Raw genomic sequence first — 19,959 nt, forward strand, 5'->3', positions numbered from 1 at the left:
AGGATCCGCCTCATGCGCCGTTCCAAAATCGTCTGCACCCTCGGTCCCGCCGTCGACTCCCATGAGCAGCTCGTCGCTCTGATCGAGGCCGGCATGAGCGTGGCCCGTTTCAACTTCAGTCACGGCACCCACGAGGAACACCAGGGCCGTTACGACCGTGTCCGCAAGGCGGCCGCCGAGACCGGCCGCGCGGTGGGCGTGCTCGCCGACCTCCAGGGCCCGAAGATCCGGCTGGCGAAGTTCGCCGAGGGCCCGGTCGAGCTGGTCCGCGGTGACGAGTTCACCATCACCTCCGAGGACGTCCCCGGCGACAAGTCGATCTGCGGCACGACCTACAAGGGTCTGCCCGGCGACGTCGTCAAGGGCGACCCGATCCTGATCAACGACGGCAACGTCGAGCTGAAGGTCGTGGCGGTCGAGGGCCCCCGGGTGCGGACCATCGTCATCGAGGGCGGTGTCATCTCCGACCACAAGGGCATCAACCTGCCCGGCGCGGCGGTCAACGTCCCGGCCCTGTCCGGGAAGGACGTCGAGGACCTGCGCTTCGCGCTGCGGATGGGCTGCGACCTGGTCGCCCTCTCCTTCGTCCGGGACGCGGACGACGTCAAGGACGTCCACAAGGTGATGGACGAGGAGGGCCGCCGGGTCCCCGTCATCGCCAAGGTGGAGAAGCCGCAGGCCGTCGAGCACATGGAGGGCGTCGTCATGGCGTTCGACGGTGTGATGGTGGCCCGCGGCGACCTGGCCGTCGAATACCCGCTGGAGAAGGTCCCGATGGTGCAGAAGCGCCTGGTGGAGCTGTGCCGGCGCAACGCCAAGCCGGTGATCGTGGCGACCCAGATGATGGAGTCGATGATCACCAACTCCCGCCCGACCCGCGCCGAGGCGTCCGACGTCGCCAACGCGATCCTGGACGGCGCGGACGCGGTCATGCTGTCCGCCGAGTCCTCGGTGGGCGCGTATCCGATCGAGACGGTCAAGACGATGGCGAAGATCGTCGTCGCCGCGGAGGAGGAGCTGCTCTCCAAGGGCCTCCAGCCGCTGGTCCCCGGCAAGAAGCCCCGCACGCAGGGCGGTTCGGTGGCCCGCGCGGCCTGCGAGATCGCGGACTTCCTGAACGGCAAGGCCCTGGTCGCCTTCACCAAGTCCGGTGACACCGCCCGCCGCCTCTCCCGCTACCGCACGGCCCAGCCGATCCTGGCCTTCACCACGGACGAGTCCACCCGCAACCAGCTCGCCCTGAGCTGGGGCGTCGAGGCCCATGTCGTCCCGCACGTGGACAACACCGACGCCATGGTCGACCTGGTCGACGCGGAGCTGCTGAAGCTGAACCGCTACAACGACGGCGACACGATGATCATCACCGCCGGCTCGCCCCCCGGCATCCCCGGCACCACCAACATGGTCCGGGTGCACCACCTGGGCGGCGGCGAGCGGGACTGACCTGCACACCGCACACGTACGGCCCCGGGCGTTCATACGCCCGGGGCCGTGGTCGTGCTGTCAGGTGGTGACCTCCACGCCGTCCGCGTTCCAGGCACGGACATAACCCGTGCCCCGTGCCGAGACGGTCACCAGGCCGGGGGCGTATTCGATGTCTCCGGTGACGGCCCCGGGATCACCGACCGGCGGCCATGCGACGCACATGTGCTCTCCCGGGGACAGGTCGTACTCCATTCCCGATGGTTCGAACTGAAGGGTCAGCGGCGCGTCGAAGGCCGCGATGCGGATTCTCATGGGCTCTACCAGTTCTTGAGGAGGTACTCCATCAGATCGGCACGCGGCCCCGCGCTGGGGTTCTGCGGCGTCACCTTGCGGACTTTGTCGTAGTACTTGAACACGGTCTCGATCTGGCTCCGAGTGAAGCCGGCCTGCTTGACCTTCGCCACATGCCCCGCGTTCATGTACGTGAGATTGTCGGCCTTGTTCGCCCACAGAACGCCCTTGCCCAGTCCTGCGGCGTTGGCATAGCCGTGCGCGCGGGCCACGACGTTGACGGCTTCGAGCTCGCCGGCGACGGCAGCCGCTGTCGACGCCGTGCGGACCGCGCCCGTCGTGGCCTCGGCCGCCAGGCCCGCGTCGCGCGCCGCCGCGACAGCCTCGCTCATGCCCGTGCCGGTCACCGCGGCGGTCCGGATGCCCCTGACGAGCTTGGCGGCGACGCCGAGCACCGTCGGAGCAACGATGGCCGTGGCCCACAGGCAGCCGGTGACCTTGCCGTCCCAGCAGTCGGTGAAGTCCTTGACCATGCCCTTGGCGAACGCCTGGAGCATCGACGTGGTCAGGTCGAAACCGTCGATGTGGACCTTGCGCGTCTCGTCGATCTCGATCGGCGCGGAGGCGACGTACTCCACCTCCAGGTCACCGACGCAGTCGTCGAGCGGCGTGTCCGGGAAGGTGCACAGCACGACGAAGTACAGCATGGTGCCGGTGATGCGGTAGTCGACGTTGTAGTCACAGCCGTTCGTTCCGGTGCAGAACCCGTCCGACTCGGCCGTGCCGGTAACTCCGTACGGGACACCGAGAACCTCTGCGGCGCCCGCGGGGCCGCTGACGCTCGCCTGTTCGACCTGCTTCTTGTTCTTCGCCTCCTCCTCGGTGCGGGTGGCCGCTTCCTGCGCCTCGGCCGCGTCCTCCTGGGCCCGTGCCGCCGATGCCTCCGCGGCGGTCGCGTCGTTCTCCGACCGTGTGGCGACACCACGGGCACTTCCCGCGTCCGACTCGGCCGCGTCGGCGGCACTCCGGGCGGCCGCGGCGTCCCGCTCGGCTTCGGTCGCCTCGTCGTTCGCCTGACCCGCGTGTCCGCCCGCCGCTTCTGCCGCGGCCTGGGCGGCATTCGCGTCCAGGACCGCCCGCCCGTGATGGGCGACCGTCGCGGACACGGACTTCTTGGCGGCGGTTGCCGAGGCGTTCGCCGCCGAGGCCGACCGCTGCGCGGATCGCGATGAAGTCGCGGCCTTGGCGGCCCAGTCCGCCGCACGGGCGGCCGCCGAGGCCGCCGCCTTCGCGTCCGCCGCGGCCTGCTCGGCCAACTACCGTGCCTCGACCGCCGCCTTGGCCGCTTGGTCGGCCTTGGCGTCGGCCACGGCCGCCTGCTGTTCGGCGACGGTCTTGGACGCCTGACCGGTCAGTACCGCGAGGCCTGCCGACGCATCGGACTCCGCGTAGGGAGAGCCCAGCTCGATCGCGTCGTTGGCGGGCTTGACGACCTGGGCGGCAGAATCACGGGCCGCCGCGGCCGCTTGTGCCGTGGCATAGGCGTAACCGGCCGTACGGACCGCGTCCGCCCCGGCGAGCGCCGCCTCGGAACGCGCCGTCTCGGCGTCCGACCGCGCGCTGAGCGCCTGTCGCTCGGCTTCGTCGGCCTGGGCCTTCGCCACCGCCGCGTTGCGCTTCGCCTGCCCCGCCGCGTTGATGGCGTCGGCGGCGGCCGCGTGCGCCTTCGCCACCGCCGCCTCGGTGGTCGCCACATCCGCGCGGGCCTTGCCCGCCGCGGTGGTCGCCCCGTCCGCGGCAGTACGTGCCGCCGTCGCCGCGTTCGTCGCGTCGTTCGCGGCGGTACGGGCACGGGTTGCCGCGGCCCGTGACGCCTCGGCCGCGGCCGTGCCCTCGTCGGCGGCCGCCTGTGCCTCCAGCGCAGCGGCTCTCACATTGAGCACGTCCCGGTTACGCTCGGCCGTGAGCGCCGCGTCGCGTGCCGTGGCCGCCCTGGCCTCGGCTTCGAGCGCCTCGTCCTTCTTCGTCGACGCTGTGGAGCCGGCGCTCTGAGCGGCCTTCAGGCTCTCCGACGCCACCTCACGCTGCGACTGCGCCTGGCCGTTGAACGACGTGGCCTTCGCCCGTTCGGTCGCCGCGAGCTCCTTGGCCGCCTTGGCCTTGTCCCGCTCGGCCTCCGCGGTGGCCCGCTTGGCCTTCGCGTCGGCGGCCGCGGTCTTCGCGGCCGTTTCCGCGGCCTTGGCCCTGCCCTCCGCCTTCTTCGCGTCGGACGCGTTCACAGCGGCCTGTGCGGCCTGTGCGGCAGCTCCTTCGGCAGCGGCCTTCGCCTGTGCCTCGGCGGTCTCGGCCGCCTTACGACGGAACTCGGCCGTCGAAGCGTGTGCCTGGGTCTGCGCGAGAGCGTGCAGCGTCTTGCTGTCGGCCGCCGACGCCCGGGTAGCTTCGCTCGCGGTGTCGATCGCCTTCTTGATCGCCTCTGTCGCCGCCGCCGAGGCCAAGGTGACCTGTGCCGCCTGCTGGGCGTGAAGAAGCCCGCGCCCCCGCGGCAGCCCTCGCTCGTCGGCGATCTCGTAGGCCTCCTGCTGGGCCGCGGTGACCAGATCGGCCTGTGCCTGAGCCCCGCCGGCCGCGTTCCCCGCGACAAAGGTCATGAAGCCGGCCCACTCCCGGGCCTGAGCGATCTCGTCCCTGACCTTCTTGAACTCCGCCGGAGTCGGGTAGTCGAGGCCGACCGTGTCCGGGGACTGCTTGAGGAAGTACGCCTCCCAATCGGTCAGCCGGTCCGCGATGAGCGACTGCCCCAGTGCCTGCCCCAGCAGTTCGGCCGCGATCTGGAGCAACCGTGAAGCCTCGGCTTCGGCGCCCAGGATCACACCTCGCGGACCGCTCTGCCCCGCTACCTCGTCCCGCCATTCGGTCGAGGCCACGGCGACCTCCGGCACGAGCACGGCATGCGGGTCCGGAGGGTTGGTGAAAGCACACGAGGCGAAGCGTGCTTTGAGGTCTTCGACGTCGATGCGGAACTCAGGGGAGTCCGGTTCCGGAGCGCTCGTGGGAAACCCGCCGGACTTGAGGAAGAGCCGCGCGTCGTCCGCGTACATGGGGTGCATGAAGGTCATGCCCTGCCATGCCTGCCAGTCGGCCAGATCCCCGAGATCGTCCTCGGAATACCGCTCGGTGGCGATACTCGTGACGGCGTTGACCGAACCGGGGGATGCCGGGGGATGCGGGTCCTTGTAGAAATCGGGTTCGTCCAGCCACATCTGGACCCCGACCCAAGGCGCGATACCCGCCTGGGTGAAGAGGTCGGGGTCTCTCGGCGGCCACTGGAATCCCGTATCCGTGTACCCCGGCGGAATCTGCCGCACCCGCAGGGCGTCCCGCAGGCTGTCCTCGTAGTTCGTGAAGCCTTCCGCCCGGGCGAATGCCGCGTCGCGGTCCGCGTCGAAGGCGGTGGCCAGGGGCGTTGTCTGCCAGTACTTCTGGTCGGCGGCGGCCAGCAACTCCGCGTCGGTGCCGGCGATTCCGTCGCGTGCCACCTTCTTCATCTCGGCGCCGCCCTTACGGAAGGCCGTACCGAGCAGGCACTGTGCCTCGCGGACCCGCTCCGCCTGCGGCAGATCGACCGTGCCGGGCCCGTCGGCCGATCCGGGCCCGTCGGCCTGCTCGGCGGCCGACGACGCGACCGGGCCGAATAGTCCAGCGGCATGAGCGGCATAAGGGGTCTGGTTGGTCACCAGGAATACGCTGAAGGCGGTGGCGATCGCCGTCGAACTGATCAGCCGCGTCCGTCTTCGCAAACCGCGGCGTCGGGAATGTCGACTCATAACGGTGGTTCGACCTCATCTGTCATCGGATACACGAAAAGACAGAGGGCCTGCACAGATCAGCCGCCCCCGGCCTCCGCCGCGGGGAGCTGATCCCAGCTCATTCATCCTAAGTACCGAACGAGGCGGAAGTGAAGATCAGTTCACATCTTCTCCATGCCAACTTCCGTCCCCTTGGGCCATTTTGGGAAAAGCAGGGGACCGCACCGGCTGAGCTGGTGCGGTCCCCTGCTTTGTGCGGCTCCCGGACGGGTTCGGGGGCGGGCGGCTGTCAGCCGTTGCCGCCTTCTAGGTAGTTCTTCAGTCCCGGGACGGTGAGCGTGCCGCCGAACTGGCCCGCCTGGGTCACCTTCACGTTGGTGAAGAAGGCGAAGGGGACGTTCAGCGGCGGCGGGGTCTCCGGGCTGAAGGTGATCGGGATGAGACCGAAGAGGTTGCCCTTCAGCTCCTCCGTGTACATCGTCACCTCGCCGTCGCGGATCGTCGACGTGGAGCCGGGCCGCGACTTCACATGTCCCGTCGTGCCCACCGGACCCACGGTCAGCTGGTGCAGGTCCCTGATGTCGATGGAGTCGGCGGTGAACTTCAGCACCTTCTTGATGCTGCCGTCCGCCTTCTTCACCTCGACGATGCCGTGGTAGTCCAGGCCCCTCAGCGTGAGCAGCGTCGACTCCAGGATCCACGGGTCGGACGGGAGCAGCGGGATGCCGGGCTCCAGTTCGGCTGTCGTGAGCGCGTCCGGGTCGGGCTCGGGGCACGGGAAGCGGGGCTTGGCGCCGTCCGGGATGTCCTCGTCCTTCTTGGGGTCGAGTCCCTTGACGTCCTCGTCGAGCTCCTGGACGTCCTCGCCGGCCTTCTCGGCCGCCTCGCGGATGGCGTCGGCCGTCCTGTCGGACGTCTCCTTCGCCTTGTCCGCCGCGCTCTTCGCCGGGTCCTCCGGCTGGTCTCCCGGCTCGCCCTTCGCCGGGTCCTTCGGCTCGTCGGACGCCTTGGGGGCCTCGGTCGTGGGGCTCGGGGACGGACTCGCCGGCTCCTCGGCCTCGTCGTCCCGTCCGTCGAAGAGGTCCCTGAGCGCGTCGCCGAGCCCGAGCGGGTCGAGCGGGTTCTTCGACTTGGTCGGGGTGGGGGCCGGGGTCGCGGAGGGCTTCTCCCCCGCGGACTGCGCCGACGTGTCCGCGTCCTCGTCCGCGCCGGGCTTCGCACCGGCCGCCGGGTCCTCGTCCGCGTCGGAGGCGGAACCGCTCACCGAGGGCTTCGGGGTCGCGGCGTCGGCCTTGCCGGATGCGCCGCCCTCCTCGTCCTTGTCGTCCTTCGCCGTGGCCGACGGGGACGGGGTGGCCTCCGGCGACTCGGACTCGCTCGGCTCGTCGGACCGGGTGACGCAGGGGCCCGGCGCGAACGGGATGTCGGCACCGTCGTCGGCCAGGGCCAGCTTGGGCGTCAGCCCCATGCCCACGAAGACCGCCGTCGGCATCGCGGCGAGTGCCAGCGCCTTCTTGCCGCTGGGCAGGTGGAGCTTGGTCAGCAGCGACTTCCTGGGGGCCGCGTGACGGGGGCCCTTGCGCTCGCGGAGGTCGTTGCCGGGGGAGGCGTCCATCCGCTGTCCGTCGTCACCCCGCACGATGCCTCCCGGCGTCGGCGTCCGCGTCGGCGTCGGCCGCCGGGGCGGACCCTGCACTCTGCTGCTGGGGCACGGCCGCGGTGTGGAGTTCGCCCTCGGGGCGCTCCTCGTACGGGTGCTCGGCGAGCGGGGCCTCGTCGCTCTTCGGCTCGCCGGGGGCCCAGGAAATGGACAGGGCTCCGCCGATGAGGGCGAGGAGGAAGCCGATGACGAAGCCGCCGATGTTGGCGATGGGTAGGGAGATGAGCGCGAGCAGGATGGCGGCGACACCGGCGAAGACCCGGACGATGTGGTGGAACCACATCGTCAGGCCGAGCGTGATCAGCAGGACCCCGATGATCAGAGCACCGGCGCCGGTGGTGGTGGACATCGTCAGCGTCATGTTGCCGAGGTGCATGTTGGCGTACGGGAAGTAGGCGATGGGTACACCGCCGAGGATGGTGAACAGACCCGCCCAGAACGGCCGGCCACCCCGCCAGGCGCGGAAGCGTCGCCGGGCGACGCGGATGTAGTGCTCGTTCTGCCCTGTGGACTCGGGGCTCATGGAAAACAGCTCCCTGGAACCGGTACTGCCGTAAAGGAGAAGGGGTGGGCGGCCGGAAGACCCGCAGGGGCGTTCCGGCCGCCCGGGCGAGTGCTTAGAAGCACTCCTTGACGCCCGTGTGCAGCCTCAGCTTCAGGTCGCTGAGCTTGAAGGTGCCGGCCGTGGTCGCCCACGCCGTCTGCTTCACATTGGTCAGCGTGGCCTTGTCGGCGCGCTGCGCGAAGCCTCCCTCTTTCGCCTGGGTGCCCGGCTGGATGCCGATGCTCCCCGGCTTGTTCTCCTTCTTCAGCGATCCGGCAGCGACACCGATGTCGATGTTCTCGAAGTCGGCGTCGGCGTCGAGCTGCGCGACGTCCAGGTAGAGGTTGGTCGCCTCGACCGGCTTCTTCGGGTTCGTACCGGCGTTCAGCATGAGGCTGACACTGCCGATGAAGGGGACCTTCGGCGTGACCACCGACTGGCACATGTTGGTGATCGTGGCGCTGCTGAAGCCGGAAACCGCGACCGCGTGTGCCTGGTCCTTCTCGCCCTCGATGTCCTTGCCGACGGCGACGCTGCCGTACTGGACGAAGTCCTCGCCCTCCAGCTTGTCGGTGCTGACCTTGAAGCTCTGCCCCGACACGCTGAACGACGCGGCCAGCGCGCCCTGCGCCAGGCCTATGCCCACCGCGGCCGTCGCGGCGACGCTCGGCACCATGACCAGAGCGAACCGCTTCCATCTCGTCCCACCGCGAACCTGGGAACTCATACCTTGCTCCTTCTTCTCGGACGTACATCTCCGGCCGGGCATCGTGCCCGTCCTGGGATGGGAGAAGTGCTACGTCCTCGGGAAGGAGAGCGCCCGTAGACGGAAACGTGTCCCGCATCCGATCCACCGGCGTTCACCCCCGAGCGACAACCACTGGCCGCGCTTTCGGCGCAGCCGGCCGGACAGGCCCCGCCTGTGGGCGGGAACCCCCCTGTCCGCGGTCGGCGCCACTGCCGCCGACCACTCGGTGGGGACCCAACAGCCCCTCGGACACCGGCTGGAGGCCGGGCTGGAGGTAGTGGACCGAGCGTGGCCGATCGTGGTGCATTCACGGCCGCGGCACAAGAGGGATCGTTACTGGCTAGTAACGCCCCGATAACCGCAGCACGACAGGGCGGCATCGCACGGCGACGCAGGGTGGCACGAAAGGGACAGGGAAATGGCGGGAAACTTCAAGGAAACGGGACAGAATCGCCAGCCCGCCTTACTACGAGTAACAGCTCGCACCATTGTCAAGATTTGGTAAAGCGAGGGCCTCTCGTAGCGGATTCCCGCGTCAGGACGGCAAAACGGCCGCGCTGCCGGGGAGGCAGTGCGGCCGTCTTGTCACAGCGGAACAATCGGGCTCGTCCGGAGCGGACGGCGGGCCGGTGTCAGAACAGGACGCGGGCCAGCGCGGTGCGCGCGGCGGTGACCCTGGGGTCCTCCGGACCGATCACCTCGAACAGCTCCAGCAGCCGCAGCCGCGCGGCGTCACGGTCCTCGCCCGTGGTGCGGCGGACCGCCTCGACGAGCCGGCCGAAGGCGTCCTCGACATGGCCGCCGACCAGATCCAGATCGGCGGCGGCGATCTGGGCGTTCACATCGCCCGGGTTGTCCGCCGCTTCCTTGCGGACCGCCTGCGGGTCCATGTTCTGCACACGGCCGAGCAGCTCCGCCTGGGCCAGGCCCAGCTTGGCCTCCGGGTTGCCCGGGTCGTCGGAGAGCACGTTCTTGTACGCCTGGACCGCGCCGCCGAAGTCATTGGCGTCGAGCGCCGATGCGGCGGCCTCCAGCACGGCGTCGTACGGGCCGGCCGGCGCCTCGGCCGGGACCGCGTCCGCCGGGGCTGCGTCCGGGTCGACGGCGATCCCGGTCAGCCCGAAGCGCTCCTCGCCGACCTGGATCAGCTGGTCCAGCGTCTCGCGGATCTGGGCCTCGGGGGCCGCCCCCTGGAAGAGCGGGAGGGCCTGCCCGGCGACGACGGCGAAGACCGCCGGGATGCCCTGGATGCCGAACTGCTGCATCAGCATCTGGTTGGCGTCGACATCGACCTTGGCCAGCAGGAAGCGGCCGTTGTACTCGGCGGCCAGGCGCTCCAGCAGAGGGCCCAGCTGCTTGCACGGCTCGCACCACTCGGCCCAGAAGTCGATGACGACGGGGACCTCGGCGGAGCGCTGGAGGACATCACGCTCGAAACCGGCTTCATCGACGTCGATCACCAGGGCGGCGGGCGCGACGGCACCGGCTCCCCCGGTACGGGAGGCCTCCGCGCGGGCCTGCTCCGCCTTGGCCTTGGCCTCACCGGCCGCCTTGACAGCGGCGAGGTCGACAACGCCGCTCATGGACATATTCCTAGGCTGCATACGTACATCCTCCCCCCTGAGCACGCCGTTCCGAAAAGCGAGTGCGAGAACCGGCCGGGTCCGCGGCCCCCACCGGCGTGCGGGGGCTGACGGTCCTGGCCGGAACCGACCGGGCCCCTGAAAGACCCGGGGTGGACCTTCCGGATCCCCATCCGGCCGGTCCGTGCGGCTCCGGGTCCCCACCCGGTGCCTGGGGGTTCGGTGAAGAACCCCGGTTTGGTTGTCGCTCGTTCGTTGCGTGGCGTACGGGGGCGGGCCGGCCGCCTTCCTTACGCTACGACCCGTAGCGTAACTGCCGTTCGCCCCGCCGGAACAGGTGATCCCGGTGATCTGTCTCACGGTCACCGGGGCACAACGGTTCTCCCTACCGGCCGGTAGGGTCGCCGCATCATGAGCCACAGCGACCCCAGAGCCACCCGGACAGGACGTCCGCGGAGCACCGCGGCCGATGCCGCGATCCTCGAAGCGACCCGGGCGTCCCTGGTCGATCTCGGCTGGTCGAAGCTGACGATGGGCGATGTGGCGACCCGGGCCGGTGTCGCCAAGACGACCCTCTACCGGCGCTGGGCAAGCAAGAACGAGCTGGTCGTGGACGCGGTCGCCGTCCTCTTCGACGAGCTGGAGCTGCCCGACCTGGGCAGTCTGGCCGCCGATGTGCAGGGCGTCGTGCTCCAGTTCGCCGCCCTGCTGGAGCGGCCGGAGACGCGGACCGCGCTGATGGCGGTGATCGCCGAGTCCACCCGCGACGACTCGCTGCGCCACCGGATCCGTTCGGCCATCGTGGACCGGCAGAAGCGGCTGGTGCTGCTGGGCCGGGAACGCGCCCAGGCCCGCGGCGAGCTGCGGTACGAGGACGACGCCTCGACGGCCGCCCGCAACGCGGACCTGATCTTCGACGTGATCGCCGGAGCGGTGGTGCACCGCACGCTGGTGAGTGCGGAGCCGGTGGACGCGGAGTGGGCGAGCGGCTTCACCTCGCTGCTGCTGCTGGGACTGGCCGGCGCCCAGGCGGCGTAGACCAGGCGTCGTAGACCGGGCCGCGACAGACCAGGCGGCGTGGACCGGGCCGCGCAGCAGAGGCGCTCAGACCTGGTAGCGCCCCGGCGCGAAGAGGTGCAGGTGCTCCGCCACCCAGGCCGAGGTCCGCTCCAGGCCCTCCTCCAGCGTGACTTCGGGCTCCCAGCCCGCCCACGTGCGGGCGCGGGTGTTGTCGGAGAGCAGCCGCTGCACCTCGCTGCCGGAGGGCCGCAGCCGCGCCGGGTCCACGACGATCTCGGCGTCCCGGCCGGAGGCGGCGATGAGCGCCTTCGCGAGGTCCCCGACCGAAATCTCCCGGCCGGTGCCGAGGTTGACGCTCTCCCCCAGGGCCCGGTCGCAGCCGGCCAGCGCCAGGAATCCGGCCGCGGTGTCGGTGACGTACGTGAAGTCGCGGGTCGGGGTCAGCGAGCCGAGCCGGATCTCCCGTGCCCCGGAGTGCAGTTGGGCGAGGATCGTGGGGATGACGGCACGGGCCGACTGGCGGGGCCCGTAGGTGTTGAACGGCCGCACCACCGTCACCGGCAGCTCGAAGGCGTGCCAGTGGGACAGCGCCATCATGTCCGCGCCGATCTTCGATGCGGAGTACGGGGACTGCGGCTGGAGCGGGTGGTCCTCGCCGATCGGGGCGGTCAGGGCGCTCCCGTAGACCTCGCTGGTGGAGGTGTGCAGGAGGCGGCGGACGGAGTGGCGGCGGCAGGCCTCGGCGATGTTCTCGGTGCCGACGACGTTCGTACGGACGTACGCGCCCGGGGAGTCGTAGCTGTAGGGGATGCCGATGAGCGCGGCGAGGTGGAAGACCGTGTCGCAGCCCTCGACCGCGTCCATCACCCGGCCCGCGTCGCCGACGTCCCCGGCGATCATCTCGACCGGACCGTTCGGGTCGTCGAGGTAGCGGGCGAGGTGGCCCTTGTCGGCGTACGGCTTGTAGTGGACGAACGCCCGTACGCGTGCGCCGCGTCGGACGAGCAGGTCGACGAGGGTGGAGCCGATGAAGCCCTCGGCCCCGGTGACGAGGACCGTGCGGCCGTTCCAGTCGGCGAAGCCGTCGGTGGTGGTGTCGATCATGCGGTGAACTCCTTTGCGGTGGAGGGTTGTGCGGCGAGGCGGATGACCGTCTCGGCCAGCAGGTCGGCGGCGCGGGCGTGGTTGCCCGGGTCGGCGGCGCGTCCCATCACGGCGAGCCGGGCCGGGTCGGCGAGCAGCGGGTCGATCAGTCCGGCCAGCCGGTCGGCGGTGGTCTCGGCGTCGGGGACGAGGTGGGCGGCGCCGGCGTCGGAGAGGACCCGGGCGTTGTGGGTCTGATGGTCGCCGGGGGCGTGCGGGTAGGGCACGAGGACGGCGGGCACCCCGGTCGTGGCCAGCTCCGCGATCGTCGCCGAGCCCGCCCGGCACACCACCAGGTCGGCGACCGCGTAGGCGAGGTCCATCCGGTCGAGGTAGGGCACCGCCTGCGCGACGGGCCCCACGCCCGCGCCGACGGGCGGCGGACCGGACACCCCAGGGCCGGACGCCCCCGAACCAGGCACCCCCGAACCAGGCACCCCCGGGCCGGACACCTCTGGGTCGGACACCCCCGGCGCGACCGGCTCCGGCGCGACCGCCCCCGGCGCCACCGCCCCCGGCGCGACCGGCCCCGCACCGGCCCCGGCCTCGGCCTCGGCCAGTTTCCGCCGGGTCTCCGCGAGTGCGGCCGGGCCCGTCTTGATCAGGAGGTGGACGTCCCCGCGCCCCCGCCAGCGGGCGGCGAGGTCCACGGCAGCGGCGGTGAGGCGGGCCGCGCCGAGGCTCCCGCCGTTGAAGAGGACGACCCGCGCCCCCTCGGGTATCCCGAAGGCGCGCCGGGCCTCCTCGCGCAGGGCCGGCCGGTTCAGGGCGGCCAGCGACGCGGCGATCGGCATGCCGACGGTCCGTGCCCGCTCGCCGCCCTGGAGGTGGGCGCGGCTGCCGTCGAAGGCGACGGTGAGGTTGCCGGTGAGCCGGGCGGCGAACTGGTTGGCCCGGCCCGGAACGGCGTTGGACTCGTGGATCACGCTGGGCAGCCCGGCCATCCTCGCGCCGACGATCGCCGGGGCACTCGGGTAGCCGCCCATGCCGACGACGACCTGGGCCTGCTGGGTGCGCAGGACCGAGCGGGCCTGGGCGCCGGAGCGGAGGAGCGCGGCCGGGAGCAGGAAGCGCTTCGCGCCGAGCGCGGGGTCGAAGGGGATCATGTCGACGGTGTGCAGCCGGTAGCCGGCCGCCGGGATCAGGGTCGTCTCAAGACCTCGTTCGGTGCCGATGAAGGAGATGACCGCGTCCGGGTCGGCGCGGCGCAGGGCCTCGGCGAGGGCGAGACCGGGGTAGATGTGGCCGCCGGTGCCGCCCGCACCGATCACGACGGAGAGTGGTGTGCGCATGGCCGCCACTCTCGGCGGGCGGCTTAAGAGGGTTCTAAGAGTCCGGTTTGGCAGTCTTCGGGTATGAGCGGTATGAGCGGCATCGGTGGCACGAGCGGTGTGCGGGGTACGAGCAGGGTTCTGGTGGCCGAGGACGATCCTGACGTGCGGGCCGCCGTCGAGGATGGGCTGAGCGTCGAGGGTTACGAGGTCCGGGGTGTGGGCGACGGGCTGGCCGCGCTGTCGGCGGTGGCCGCCTGGGAGCCGGACGCGCTGGTCCTGGACGTGATGATGCCGGTGCTCGACGGTCTCGCGGTGTGCCGGAGGCTGCGGGCGGTGGAGGACCGGACGCCGGTGCTGGTGCTGACCGCGCTGTCGTCGGTGAGCGAGCGGGTGGACGGTCTGGAGGCGGGGGCCGACGACTATCTGGTGAAGCCGTTCGCGCTGGACGAACTGGTGGCGCGGGTACGGGCGTTGCTGCGGCGGGCCGCGCCGCCCGCCCCGGGCGGGGATCTCGCCTTCGCGGACCTGACGCTGGATCCGGTGACGCGGACCGGGCGGCGTGCCGGCCGCCCGGTGGAGTTCTCCCGTACCGAGGCCGCCCTGCTGGAGCTGCTGCTGAGGCACCCGGGCCAGGTGCTGCCGCGCGAGGTGATCCTGGAGCGGGTCTGGGGCCAGGACTTCGGGCCCGATTCCAACTCGCTGGCGGTGTACGTGGGTTATCTGCGGCGGAAGCTGGAGGCGGGCGGCGAGCCGAGGCTCGTCCACACCGTGCACGGGCTCGGCTACCGGCTGGACGTGGCGTGAGCGGGGTGCGGAGGCTGGGGCGTGCCGGGGCACGCGAGCCCGGTCCGGTCCGGGCGGGAGACCCTCTCTGGCGGCGCAGACGGCCCCTGCGTACGCGGTTGGCGCTGGCGGCCTCGGCGGCGGTGGCGCTGGTCGCGGTCGGGGTGTGCGCGGCGGCGTTCTTCGTCATCCGCTACGAGCTGCTGCACCAGCTGGACCTGTCCCTCACCCAGTCGGCGACCCGGGTGGTCCAGCAGAACCGGGGCGAGGGCCCGCAGATCGTGGCCGGTGAGTGCCGCTACCTCTCCGCGCCCGCCTGCGCCCAGATCGTCCCGGCCGACCCGGCGGCGGACCCGGCGGCGGACTCGGCGGCCGCGTACCCGCTGCCCGTCTCCGCCCCCGTACGGGAGGTGGCGGCGGGGGCACGGGCCCCGTACTACAGCAACGTCACCCGCTTCGGGCAGCCGCTGCGGATGCTGACGACCCGGTTCGGGGACGGGCGGGCGCTCCAGGTGGCGTTGCGCGCGGACCCGGTGGAGAAGGGTGTGCGGCGGGCGGCCGTGCTGCTCGCCGCGGTCGGCGGGGCGGGTGTGCTGCTGGCGGGGCTGCTCGGGTACGCCGTCTCGCGCACGGGCCTGGCTCCGGTGGCCCGGCTGACCTCGACCGCCGAGCGGATCGCGGTGACCCGGGACCCGCGCCACCGCATCGAGCTGCCGCCGGGCCCGCCGGGCAGGCAGGACGAGGTGACGCGCCTGGCGGCCAGCTTCAACACGATGCTCGGGGAGCTGGAGCAGTCGGTGAGCTCGCAGCGCCGGCTGGTCGCGGACGCCTCGCACGAGCTGCGGACCCCGCTGACCGCGCTGCGCACCAACGCGGAGCTGCTGGCCCGTGGGGACCGGCTGACGCCCGCGCAGCGCGAGCGGGCTTCGGGAGCGCTGGGGCGGGGGATCCGGGAGGTGACCGGGCTGGTGAACGACCTGATCGAGCTGGCCCGGGACGAGGAGCCGCTGCCGCTGCTGGAGGAGGTGCGGATCGCGGAGGTGGCGGAGCACACGGTGGCCATGGCCCGGACGCACTGGCCTCGGACCCGTTTTCTGCTGGAGGTGGAGCCGGGCGCGGCGGAGGCGACCCGGCCCGGTGTCCCGGCGCGGCTGGCCCGGCTGCTGACGAATCTGCTGGACAACGCGGCCAAGTTCAGCCCGCCGGGCACGCCGGTGGAGGTGGCGCTGAGCGCGTACGGGACCGGGGGCGGTCGCGGTGGCGGGGGCGGTGACGAAGGCGGGCTCGAACTGACGGTCCGGGACCACGGGCCGGGGATTCCGGCCGGGGACCTCCCGTACGTCTTCGACCGCTTCTACCGTGCCGAGGCGGCGCGCGCCCTGCCCGGCTCGGGGCTCGGCCTGGCGATGGCCCGGCAGATCGCCCGCGCGCACGGCGCGGAGCTGACGGCGGGGGCGGCGCCCGGCGGCGGGGCGCTGTTCACACTGACGTTCGGGCAGGGCCCGTGGACGGCAGGACGCCTACGGGACAGCCCTGGGAGGGGAGGGCCCTGGAGCTAGCGGGGAGGGCCCCTGGAACGTGCCGTCCGGCGGGCCCTCCCCTTTCACGGGCTCAGAAGCCCGGCGGCTCCGTGTAGGTGCCCCACTCCTCGCGCAGCACCCCGCAGATCTCGCCGAGCGTGGCCTCGGCCCGTACCGCGTCCAGCATCGGCGCGATCATGTTGGAGCCGTCACGGGCGGCGGCGAGCATCGCGTCCAGGGCGGCGGTCACCTTGGCGTCGTCGCGGTGGGACTTGCGGTCGGCGAGCTGGCTGACCTGGTCGCGTTCGACCTCGTGGCTGACCCGGAGGATCTCCAGGTCGCCGGTGACCGAGCCGTGGTGGACGTTGACGCCGACGACCCGCTTGTCGCCCTTCTCCAGGGCCCGCTGGTACTGGAACGCGGACTCGGCGATCTCGCCGGTGAACCAGCCGTCCTCGATGCCGCGCAGGATGCCGGAGGTCATCGGCCCGATGGGGTGCTGCCCGTCGGGGTGGGCCCGGGTGCCGCGCTCCCTGATCTGGTCGAAGATCTTCTCGGCCTCGGCCTCGATCCGGTCGGTGAGCTGCTCGACGTACCAGGAGCCGCCCAGCGGGTCGGCCACATTGGCGACGCCGGTCTCCTCCATCAGCACCTGCTGGGTGCGCAGGGCGATCTCGGCGGCCTGCTCGGAGGGGAGCGCGAGGGTCTCGTCGAGGGCGTTGGTGTGCAGCGAGTTCGTGCCGCCGAGGACCGCGGAGAGCGCCTCCACGGCGGTGCGCACCACGTTGTTGTACGGCTGCTGCGCGGTGAGCGAGACGCCGGCGGTCTGGGTGTGGAAGCGCAGCCACTGCGCCTTGTCGGTCTTCGCGCCGTACGTCTCCTTCATCCAGCGGGCCCAGATGCGGCGGGCGGCGCGGAACTTGGCGATCTCCTCGAAGAAGTCCAGGTGCGCGTCGAAGAAGAAGGAGAGCCCGGAGGCGAAGGCGTCGACGTCCAGGCCGCGCGAGAGGCCCAGCTCCACGTAGCCGAAGCCGTCCGCGAGGGTGTACGCCAGCTCCTGCGCGGCCGTCGCCCCGGCCTCGCGGATGTGGTAGCCGGAGACGGAGAGCGGCTTGTAGGCGGGGATGTCGCGGGCGCAGTGCTCCATCAGGTCGCCGATGAGGCGCAGGTGGGGCTCGGGCTGGAAGAGCCACTCCTTCTGCGCGATGTACTCCTTGAAGATGTCGGTCTGGAGCGTGCCGTTGAGCACGCCCGGGTCGACGCCCTGACGCTCGGCGGCGACCAGGTACATGCAGAAGACGGGGACCGCCGGGCCGCTGATCGTCATGGAGGTGGTGACGTCCCCGAGGGGGATGTCACCGAAGAGGATCTCCATGTCGGCGGCGGAGTCGATGGCGACCCCGCAGTGGCCGACCTCACCGAGCGCGCGCGGGTCGTCGGAGTCCCGGCCCATCAGCGTCGGCATGTCGAAGGCGACGCTGAGTCCGCCGCCGCCCGCCGCGAGGATCATCTTGTAGCGCTCGTTGGTCTGCTGGGCGTTGCCGAAGCCGGCGAACTGGCGGATGGTCCAGGTGCGGCCCCGGTAGCCGGTGGGGTGCAGCCCGCGGGTGAAGGGGTACTCCCCCGGCCAGCCGATCCGCTCGAATCCCTCGTACGTGTCGCCGGGGCGTGGCCCGTACGCGGGCTCGACCGGGTCCCCGGAGAGCGTGGTGAAGTCCGCGTCACGCTTGCGGGCCTTGTCGTAACGGGCCTGCCAGCGGAGGCGGCCTTCCTCGATCGCGTCAGCGTCCATACCTTCGAATTTACTAGGACGTCCTAGTAAATGTCGATGGCAAACCGCCCGGCGCTTTTCGCGCGGGGCGGTTCGGGTGATCCCGGAGCCCTGGGGCTCAGGCCTCGGCCGGGGCCGGTGCGGGGTCGGTGACCAGGGCGCGGGCCTCGCGGCTGACCTTCGGCTCGACGAAGAACGAGGCGAAGGGGATGCAGCCCGCGGCCAGCACCCACAGGAGCTTGCCGAAGGGCCATTTCGCCTTGGAGCCGAGATCGAACGCGAAGACGACGTAGACGATGAACAGCACGCCGTGGATCTGGGAGATCAGCATGGTGTCGCCGGTCTCGAAGCCGTACTTCGCGATGATCGCCACGGTGAAGACGAGCAGCCAGACTGCGGTGACGTAGGCCATCACCCGGTAGCGGGTGAGCACGTTCTGTTTCATGGCTACGAGCGTAACGGGACGACCGGGGCGATCTTCGCGCGGCCCCGGCCTCACCGGAAGCCCGCGTTCACTTCTCCTCGAAGTCCTGGGCCGCCACCCGCAGCGGCCGCAGCATGGCGAAGATCTCGGCGCACTCCTCGGCGTCGTACACCCCGAGGCCGAAGTCGATCGCGACCAGGTCCCGGGTGGCCGCCTCGACGACGTCGCGGCCCTTGTCGGTGATGGCCGCCAGCGTTCCGCGGCCGTCGTTGGGGTTCGGCCGCTTGCCGACGAGACCGGACCTGACCAGCCGGTCCACGGTGTTGGTGACCGAGGTCGGATGCACCATCAACCGCTCCCCGATCTTGGACATCGGCAGCTCACCGGCCTTGGAGAAGGTGAGCAGCACCAGCGCCTCGTACCGGGCGAAGGTCAGCCCGTACGGCTTGACGACGGCGTCGACCTCGGCAAGCAGGATCTGCTGGGCCCGCATGATCGAGGTGATCGCCCCCATCGAGGGCACGGGTCCCCAGCGCTGCTGCCAGAGTTCGTCGGCGCGGGCGATGGGATCGAAGGGAAGGCTGAGCGGCTTCGGCACGGCACCGACCTTACCGACTGGTCATATGCCGGTCAGCCCCGTCTCGTCCTTCGGTATCGGACATCCGTCCGGGGGCTGTCCTGCGGACCTCGGCGACGAGCAGGAGCGTGCAGACGGTACCGATGATTCCGGATCCGGCGACCACTCGGTGCACGGGGAAGAACTCGGCCGCAAGCCCCGCCAGCGCCATCCCGAGGCCCTGGACGGTCATCAGCCCGGCGGTGAGCAGCGTCATGGCCCGGCCGCGCAGCTCCTGGGGCACGGCGTCGACGAACCACTGGTCGAGCCCGATCACGTACGCGGCGCCCGCGCCGGCCAGCGCGAGGGCCACCAGGGCGAGCGGCAGAGGGGGCCGGACCCCGTACACGAGGAGCGGGAGCAGGCCGACGGCGGCGACCGGCAGGACGATCCGGGAGCGGTTACGGGGGCTGAGCACCGACCCCACGAACAGTTCGGCCCCGATGTGCCCGACGGCCATCGCGCAGAGCAGCAGCCCGAGCGCGGCGGGCGGGGCCCCGATCGCGTCGGCGTACGGGGCGGCGAGCGCCTCCGGGGCCACGACGAACATCGCGGGCAGCCAGAACAGCAGCATCAGCGCCCGGATGCGGCGGTCGCCCAGCACCAGACGGGCCCCGGAGAGCGACTCCTTCAGGAGGGTCCCGCCGCTGTCGCCGGTGGCGGTGCGGGCGGGGCGGCCACGGGTGCCGAAGCGGAGCAGGGCGGCCGAGCACAGGAAGGTCACCACGGTGACGGAGATCGCGCCGCGCGGGGACAGCACGGTGAGCAGCACCCCGCCGGCGCCGAACCCGATGAGCATCGCGCTCTGCGAGACGATCCGCAGCAGCGAACGGCCCAGCACATAGAGGTCGCCCTCGCCGAGGATGTCGGTGAGCGCCGCCATCCGGGTCCCGGTGAAGACGGGCGCGATCGCGGCGACCAGACAGCGCAGGGCGAGGAGTCCGGCGACCGGGGTGGCGGGCACCAGCATCACGGCGACGCAGGCCGCGCAGAGCAGATCGCAGACGACCAGGACGCGGCGGGCCGGGTAGCGGTCGGCGACCCCGGCGAAGAGCGTCCCGCCGATCAGGTACGGGAGCAGCCCCAGCGCGAACGTCAGCGCGCTGAGCAGCGGGGAGCCGGTGAGGTCGTAGACGAGCACGGTGAGCGCCAGTTCGCTGACCACCACGCCGAGCAGCGAGAGCAGATGCGCGGCGAAGACGGCCCGGAACTCGGTGACGGCGAAGACCGCGCCGTAGCCGCGCGGAGTGGTGGAAGTGCCCGCCGGGGCGGGGGTGTCGGTCGGCATGGGACGAGCCTGTGGCCGACCGCACCGGAGCCGTAGACTTTCGGCTGGAGACGAATGTCC

17 protein-coding genes are annotated in these 19,959 nt (G+C 71.5%); 4 read left to right on the forward strand and 13 right to left on the reverse strand.

Annotated elements, in window-relative coordinates; all coding sequences use genetic code 11:
* Positions 1-12: 12 nt before the first annotated feature.
* On the forward strand, positions 13-1,443 hold the full coding sequence (pyk, locus tag ACGF2Y_RS11730; RefSeq protein WP_392945405.1) for a pyruvate kinase: 1,431 nt from the start codon (positions 13-15) through the stop codon (positions 1,441-1,443).
* 60 nt (positions 1,444-1,503) lie between these two features.
* On the opposite strand, the gene ACGF2Y_RS11735 is transcribed toward pyk, so the two are convergent.
* From ACGF2Y_RS11735 to ACGF2Y_RS11765, 7 genes are all read right to left on the reverse strand, one after another.
* Complete coding sequence (locus ACGF2Y_RS11735) at positions 1,504-1,737, reverse strand: hypothetical protein (RefSeq protein WP_392945407.1); 234 nt, start codon at positions 1,735-1,737, stop codon at positions 1,504-1,506.
* Between the two features lie 5 nt (positions 1,738-1,742).
* A complete protein-coding gene (locus tag ACGF2Y_RS11740) occupies positions 1,743-3,032 on the reverse strand; it encodes a hypothetical protein (protein WP_392945409.1) in 1,290 nt (429 codons plus the stop codon).
* Positions 3,033-5,453: a hypothetical protein gene (locus ACGF2Y_RS11745; RefSeq protein ID WP_392945411.1), complete on the reverse strand. Its 2,421-nt coding sequence runs from the start codon at positions 5,451-5,453 to the stop codon at positions 3,033-3,035.
* A 361-nt stretch (positions 5,454-5,814) separates the two neighbouring features.
* The gene (locus ACGF2Y_RS11750) at positions 5,815-7,164 is read right to left on the reverse strand and encodes a hypothetical protein (RefSeq protein ID WP_392945413.1); all 1,350 of its coding nucleotides are present in this window, start codon (positions 7,162-7,164) and stop codon (positions 5,815-5,817) included.
* On the reverse strand, positions 7,154-7,708 hold the full coding sequence (locus ACGF2Y_RS11755) for a DUF6114 domain-containing protein (RefSeq protein WP_392945415.1): 555 nt from the start codon (positions 7,706-7,708) through the stop codon (positions 7,154-7,156). Before ACGF2Y_RS11755 ends, ACGF2Y_RS11750 begins: the two co-directional genes overlap by 11 nt.
* A gap of 94 nt (positions 7,709-7,802) precedes the next feature.
* Positions 7,803-8,456 carry a DUF6230 family protein gene (locus ACGF2Y_RS11760; protein ID WP_392945416.1) on the reverse strand — a complete coding sequence of 218 codons (654 nt, stop codon included), beginning with the start codon at positions 8,454-8,456 and terminating at the stop codon, positions 7,803-7,805.
* Between the two features lie 653 nt (positions 8,457-9,109).
* The gene (locus tag ACGF2Y_RS11765; protein ID WP_392945418.1) at positions 9,110-10,081 is read right to left on the reverse strand and encodes a tetratricopeptide repeat protein; all 972 of its coding nucleotides are present in this window, start codon (positions 10,079-10,081) and stop codon (positions 9,110-9,112) included.
* 390 nt (positions 10,082-10,471) lie between these two features.
* Here ACGF2Y_RS11765 and ACGF2Y_RS11770 point away from each other — a divergent pair, with 390 nt between their 5' ends.
* Positions 10,472-11,098: a TetR/AcrR family transcriptional regulator gene (locus tag ACGF2Y_RS11770; RefSeq protein ID WP_392945420.1), complete on the forward strand. Its 627-nt coding sequence runs from the start codon at positions 10,472-10,474 to the stop codon at positions 11,096-11,098.
* 66 nt (positions 11,099-11,164) lie between these two features.
* Here ACGF2Y_RS11770 and ACGF2Y_RS11775 read toward each other — a convergent pair whose 3' ends face one another.
* A complete protein-coding gene (locus ACGF2Y_RS11775) occupies positions 11,165-12,184 on the reverse strand; it encodes a GDP-mannose 4,6-dehydratase (protein ID WP_392945422.1) in 1,020 nt (339 codons plus the stop codon).
* Entirely contained in the window at positions 12,181-13,515 is a 1,335-nt protein-coding gene (locus ACGF2Y_RS11780) for a glycosyltransferase (protein ID WP_392945424.1), read from the reverse strand. Before ACGF2Y_RS11780 ends, ACGF2Y_RS11775 begins: the two co-directional genes overlap by 4 nt.
* A gap of 63 nt (positions 13,516-13,578) precedes the next feature.
* On the opposite strand from ACGF2Y_RS11780, the gene ACGF2Y_RS11785 reads away from it, so the two are divergent.
* Positions 13,579-14,301 carry a response regulator transcription factor gene (locus ACGF2Y_RS11785; protein WP_392945426.1) on the forward strand — a complete coding sequence of 241 codons (723 nt, stop codon included), beginning with the start codon at positions 13,579-13,581 and terminating at the stop codon, positions 14,299-14,301.
* The gene (locus ACGF2Y_RS11790) at positions 14,298-15,839 is read left to right on the forward strand and encodes a sensor histidine kinase (protein ID WP_392945428.1); all 1,542 of its coding nucleotides are present in this window, start codon (positions 14,298-14,300) and stop codon (positions 15,837-15,839) included. The genes ACGF2Y_RS11785 and ACGF2Y_RS11790 overlap by 4 nt, the downstream gene beginning before the upstream one ends.
* 52 nt (positions 15,840-15,891) lie before the next feature.
* Here the strand turns inward: ACGF2Y_RS11790 and ACGF2Y_RS11795 are convergent, their stop codons facing one another.
* The 4 genes from ACGF2Y_RS11795 to ACGF2Y_RS11810 all read right to left on the reverse strand — a co-directional run bounded on the left by ACGF2Y_RS11795 (position 15,892) and on the right by ACGF2Y_RS11810 (position 19,899).
* The gene (locus tag ACGF2Y_RS11795) at positions 15,892-17,592 is read right to left on the reverse strand and encodes a methylmalonyl-CoA mutase (RefSeq protein ID WP_392945430.1); all 1,701 of its coding nucleotides are present in this window, start codon (positions 17,590-17,592) and stop codon (positions 15,892-15,894) included.
* A gap of 97 nt (positions 17,593-17,689) precedes the next feature.
* A complete protein-coding gene (locus ACGF2Y_RS11800; protein ID WP_392945432.1) occupies positions 17,690-18,016 on the reverse strand; it encodes a DUF3817 domain-containing protein in 327 nt (108 codons plus the stop codon).
* 67 nt (positions 18,017-18,083) lie between these two features.
* Positions 18,084-18,593, reverse strand: coding sequence for a MarR family winged helix-turn-helix transcriptional regulator (locus tag ACGF2Y_RS11805; RefSeq protein ID WP_392945434.1), 510 nt, complete (start codon positions 18,591-18,593; stop codon positions 18,084-18,086).
* A 10-nt stretch (positions 18,594-18,603) separates the two neighbouring features.
* On the reverse strand, positions 18,604-19,899 hold the full coding sequence (locus tag ACGF2Y_RS11810) for an MFS transporter (protein ID WP_392945436.1): 1,296 nt from the start codon (positions 19,897-19,899) through the stop codon (positions 18,604-18,606).
* Positions 19,900-19,959: the final 60 nt, after the last annotated feature.

Origin of the sequence: Streptomyces sp. NPDC048142 (assembly GCF_043202835.1) — a bacterium.
Lineage (GTDB): Bacteria > Actinomycetota > Actinomycetes > Streptomycetales > Streptomycetaceae > Streptomyces.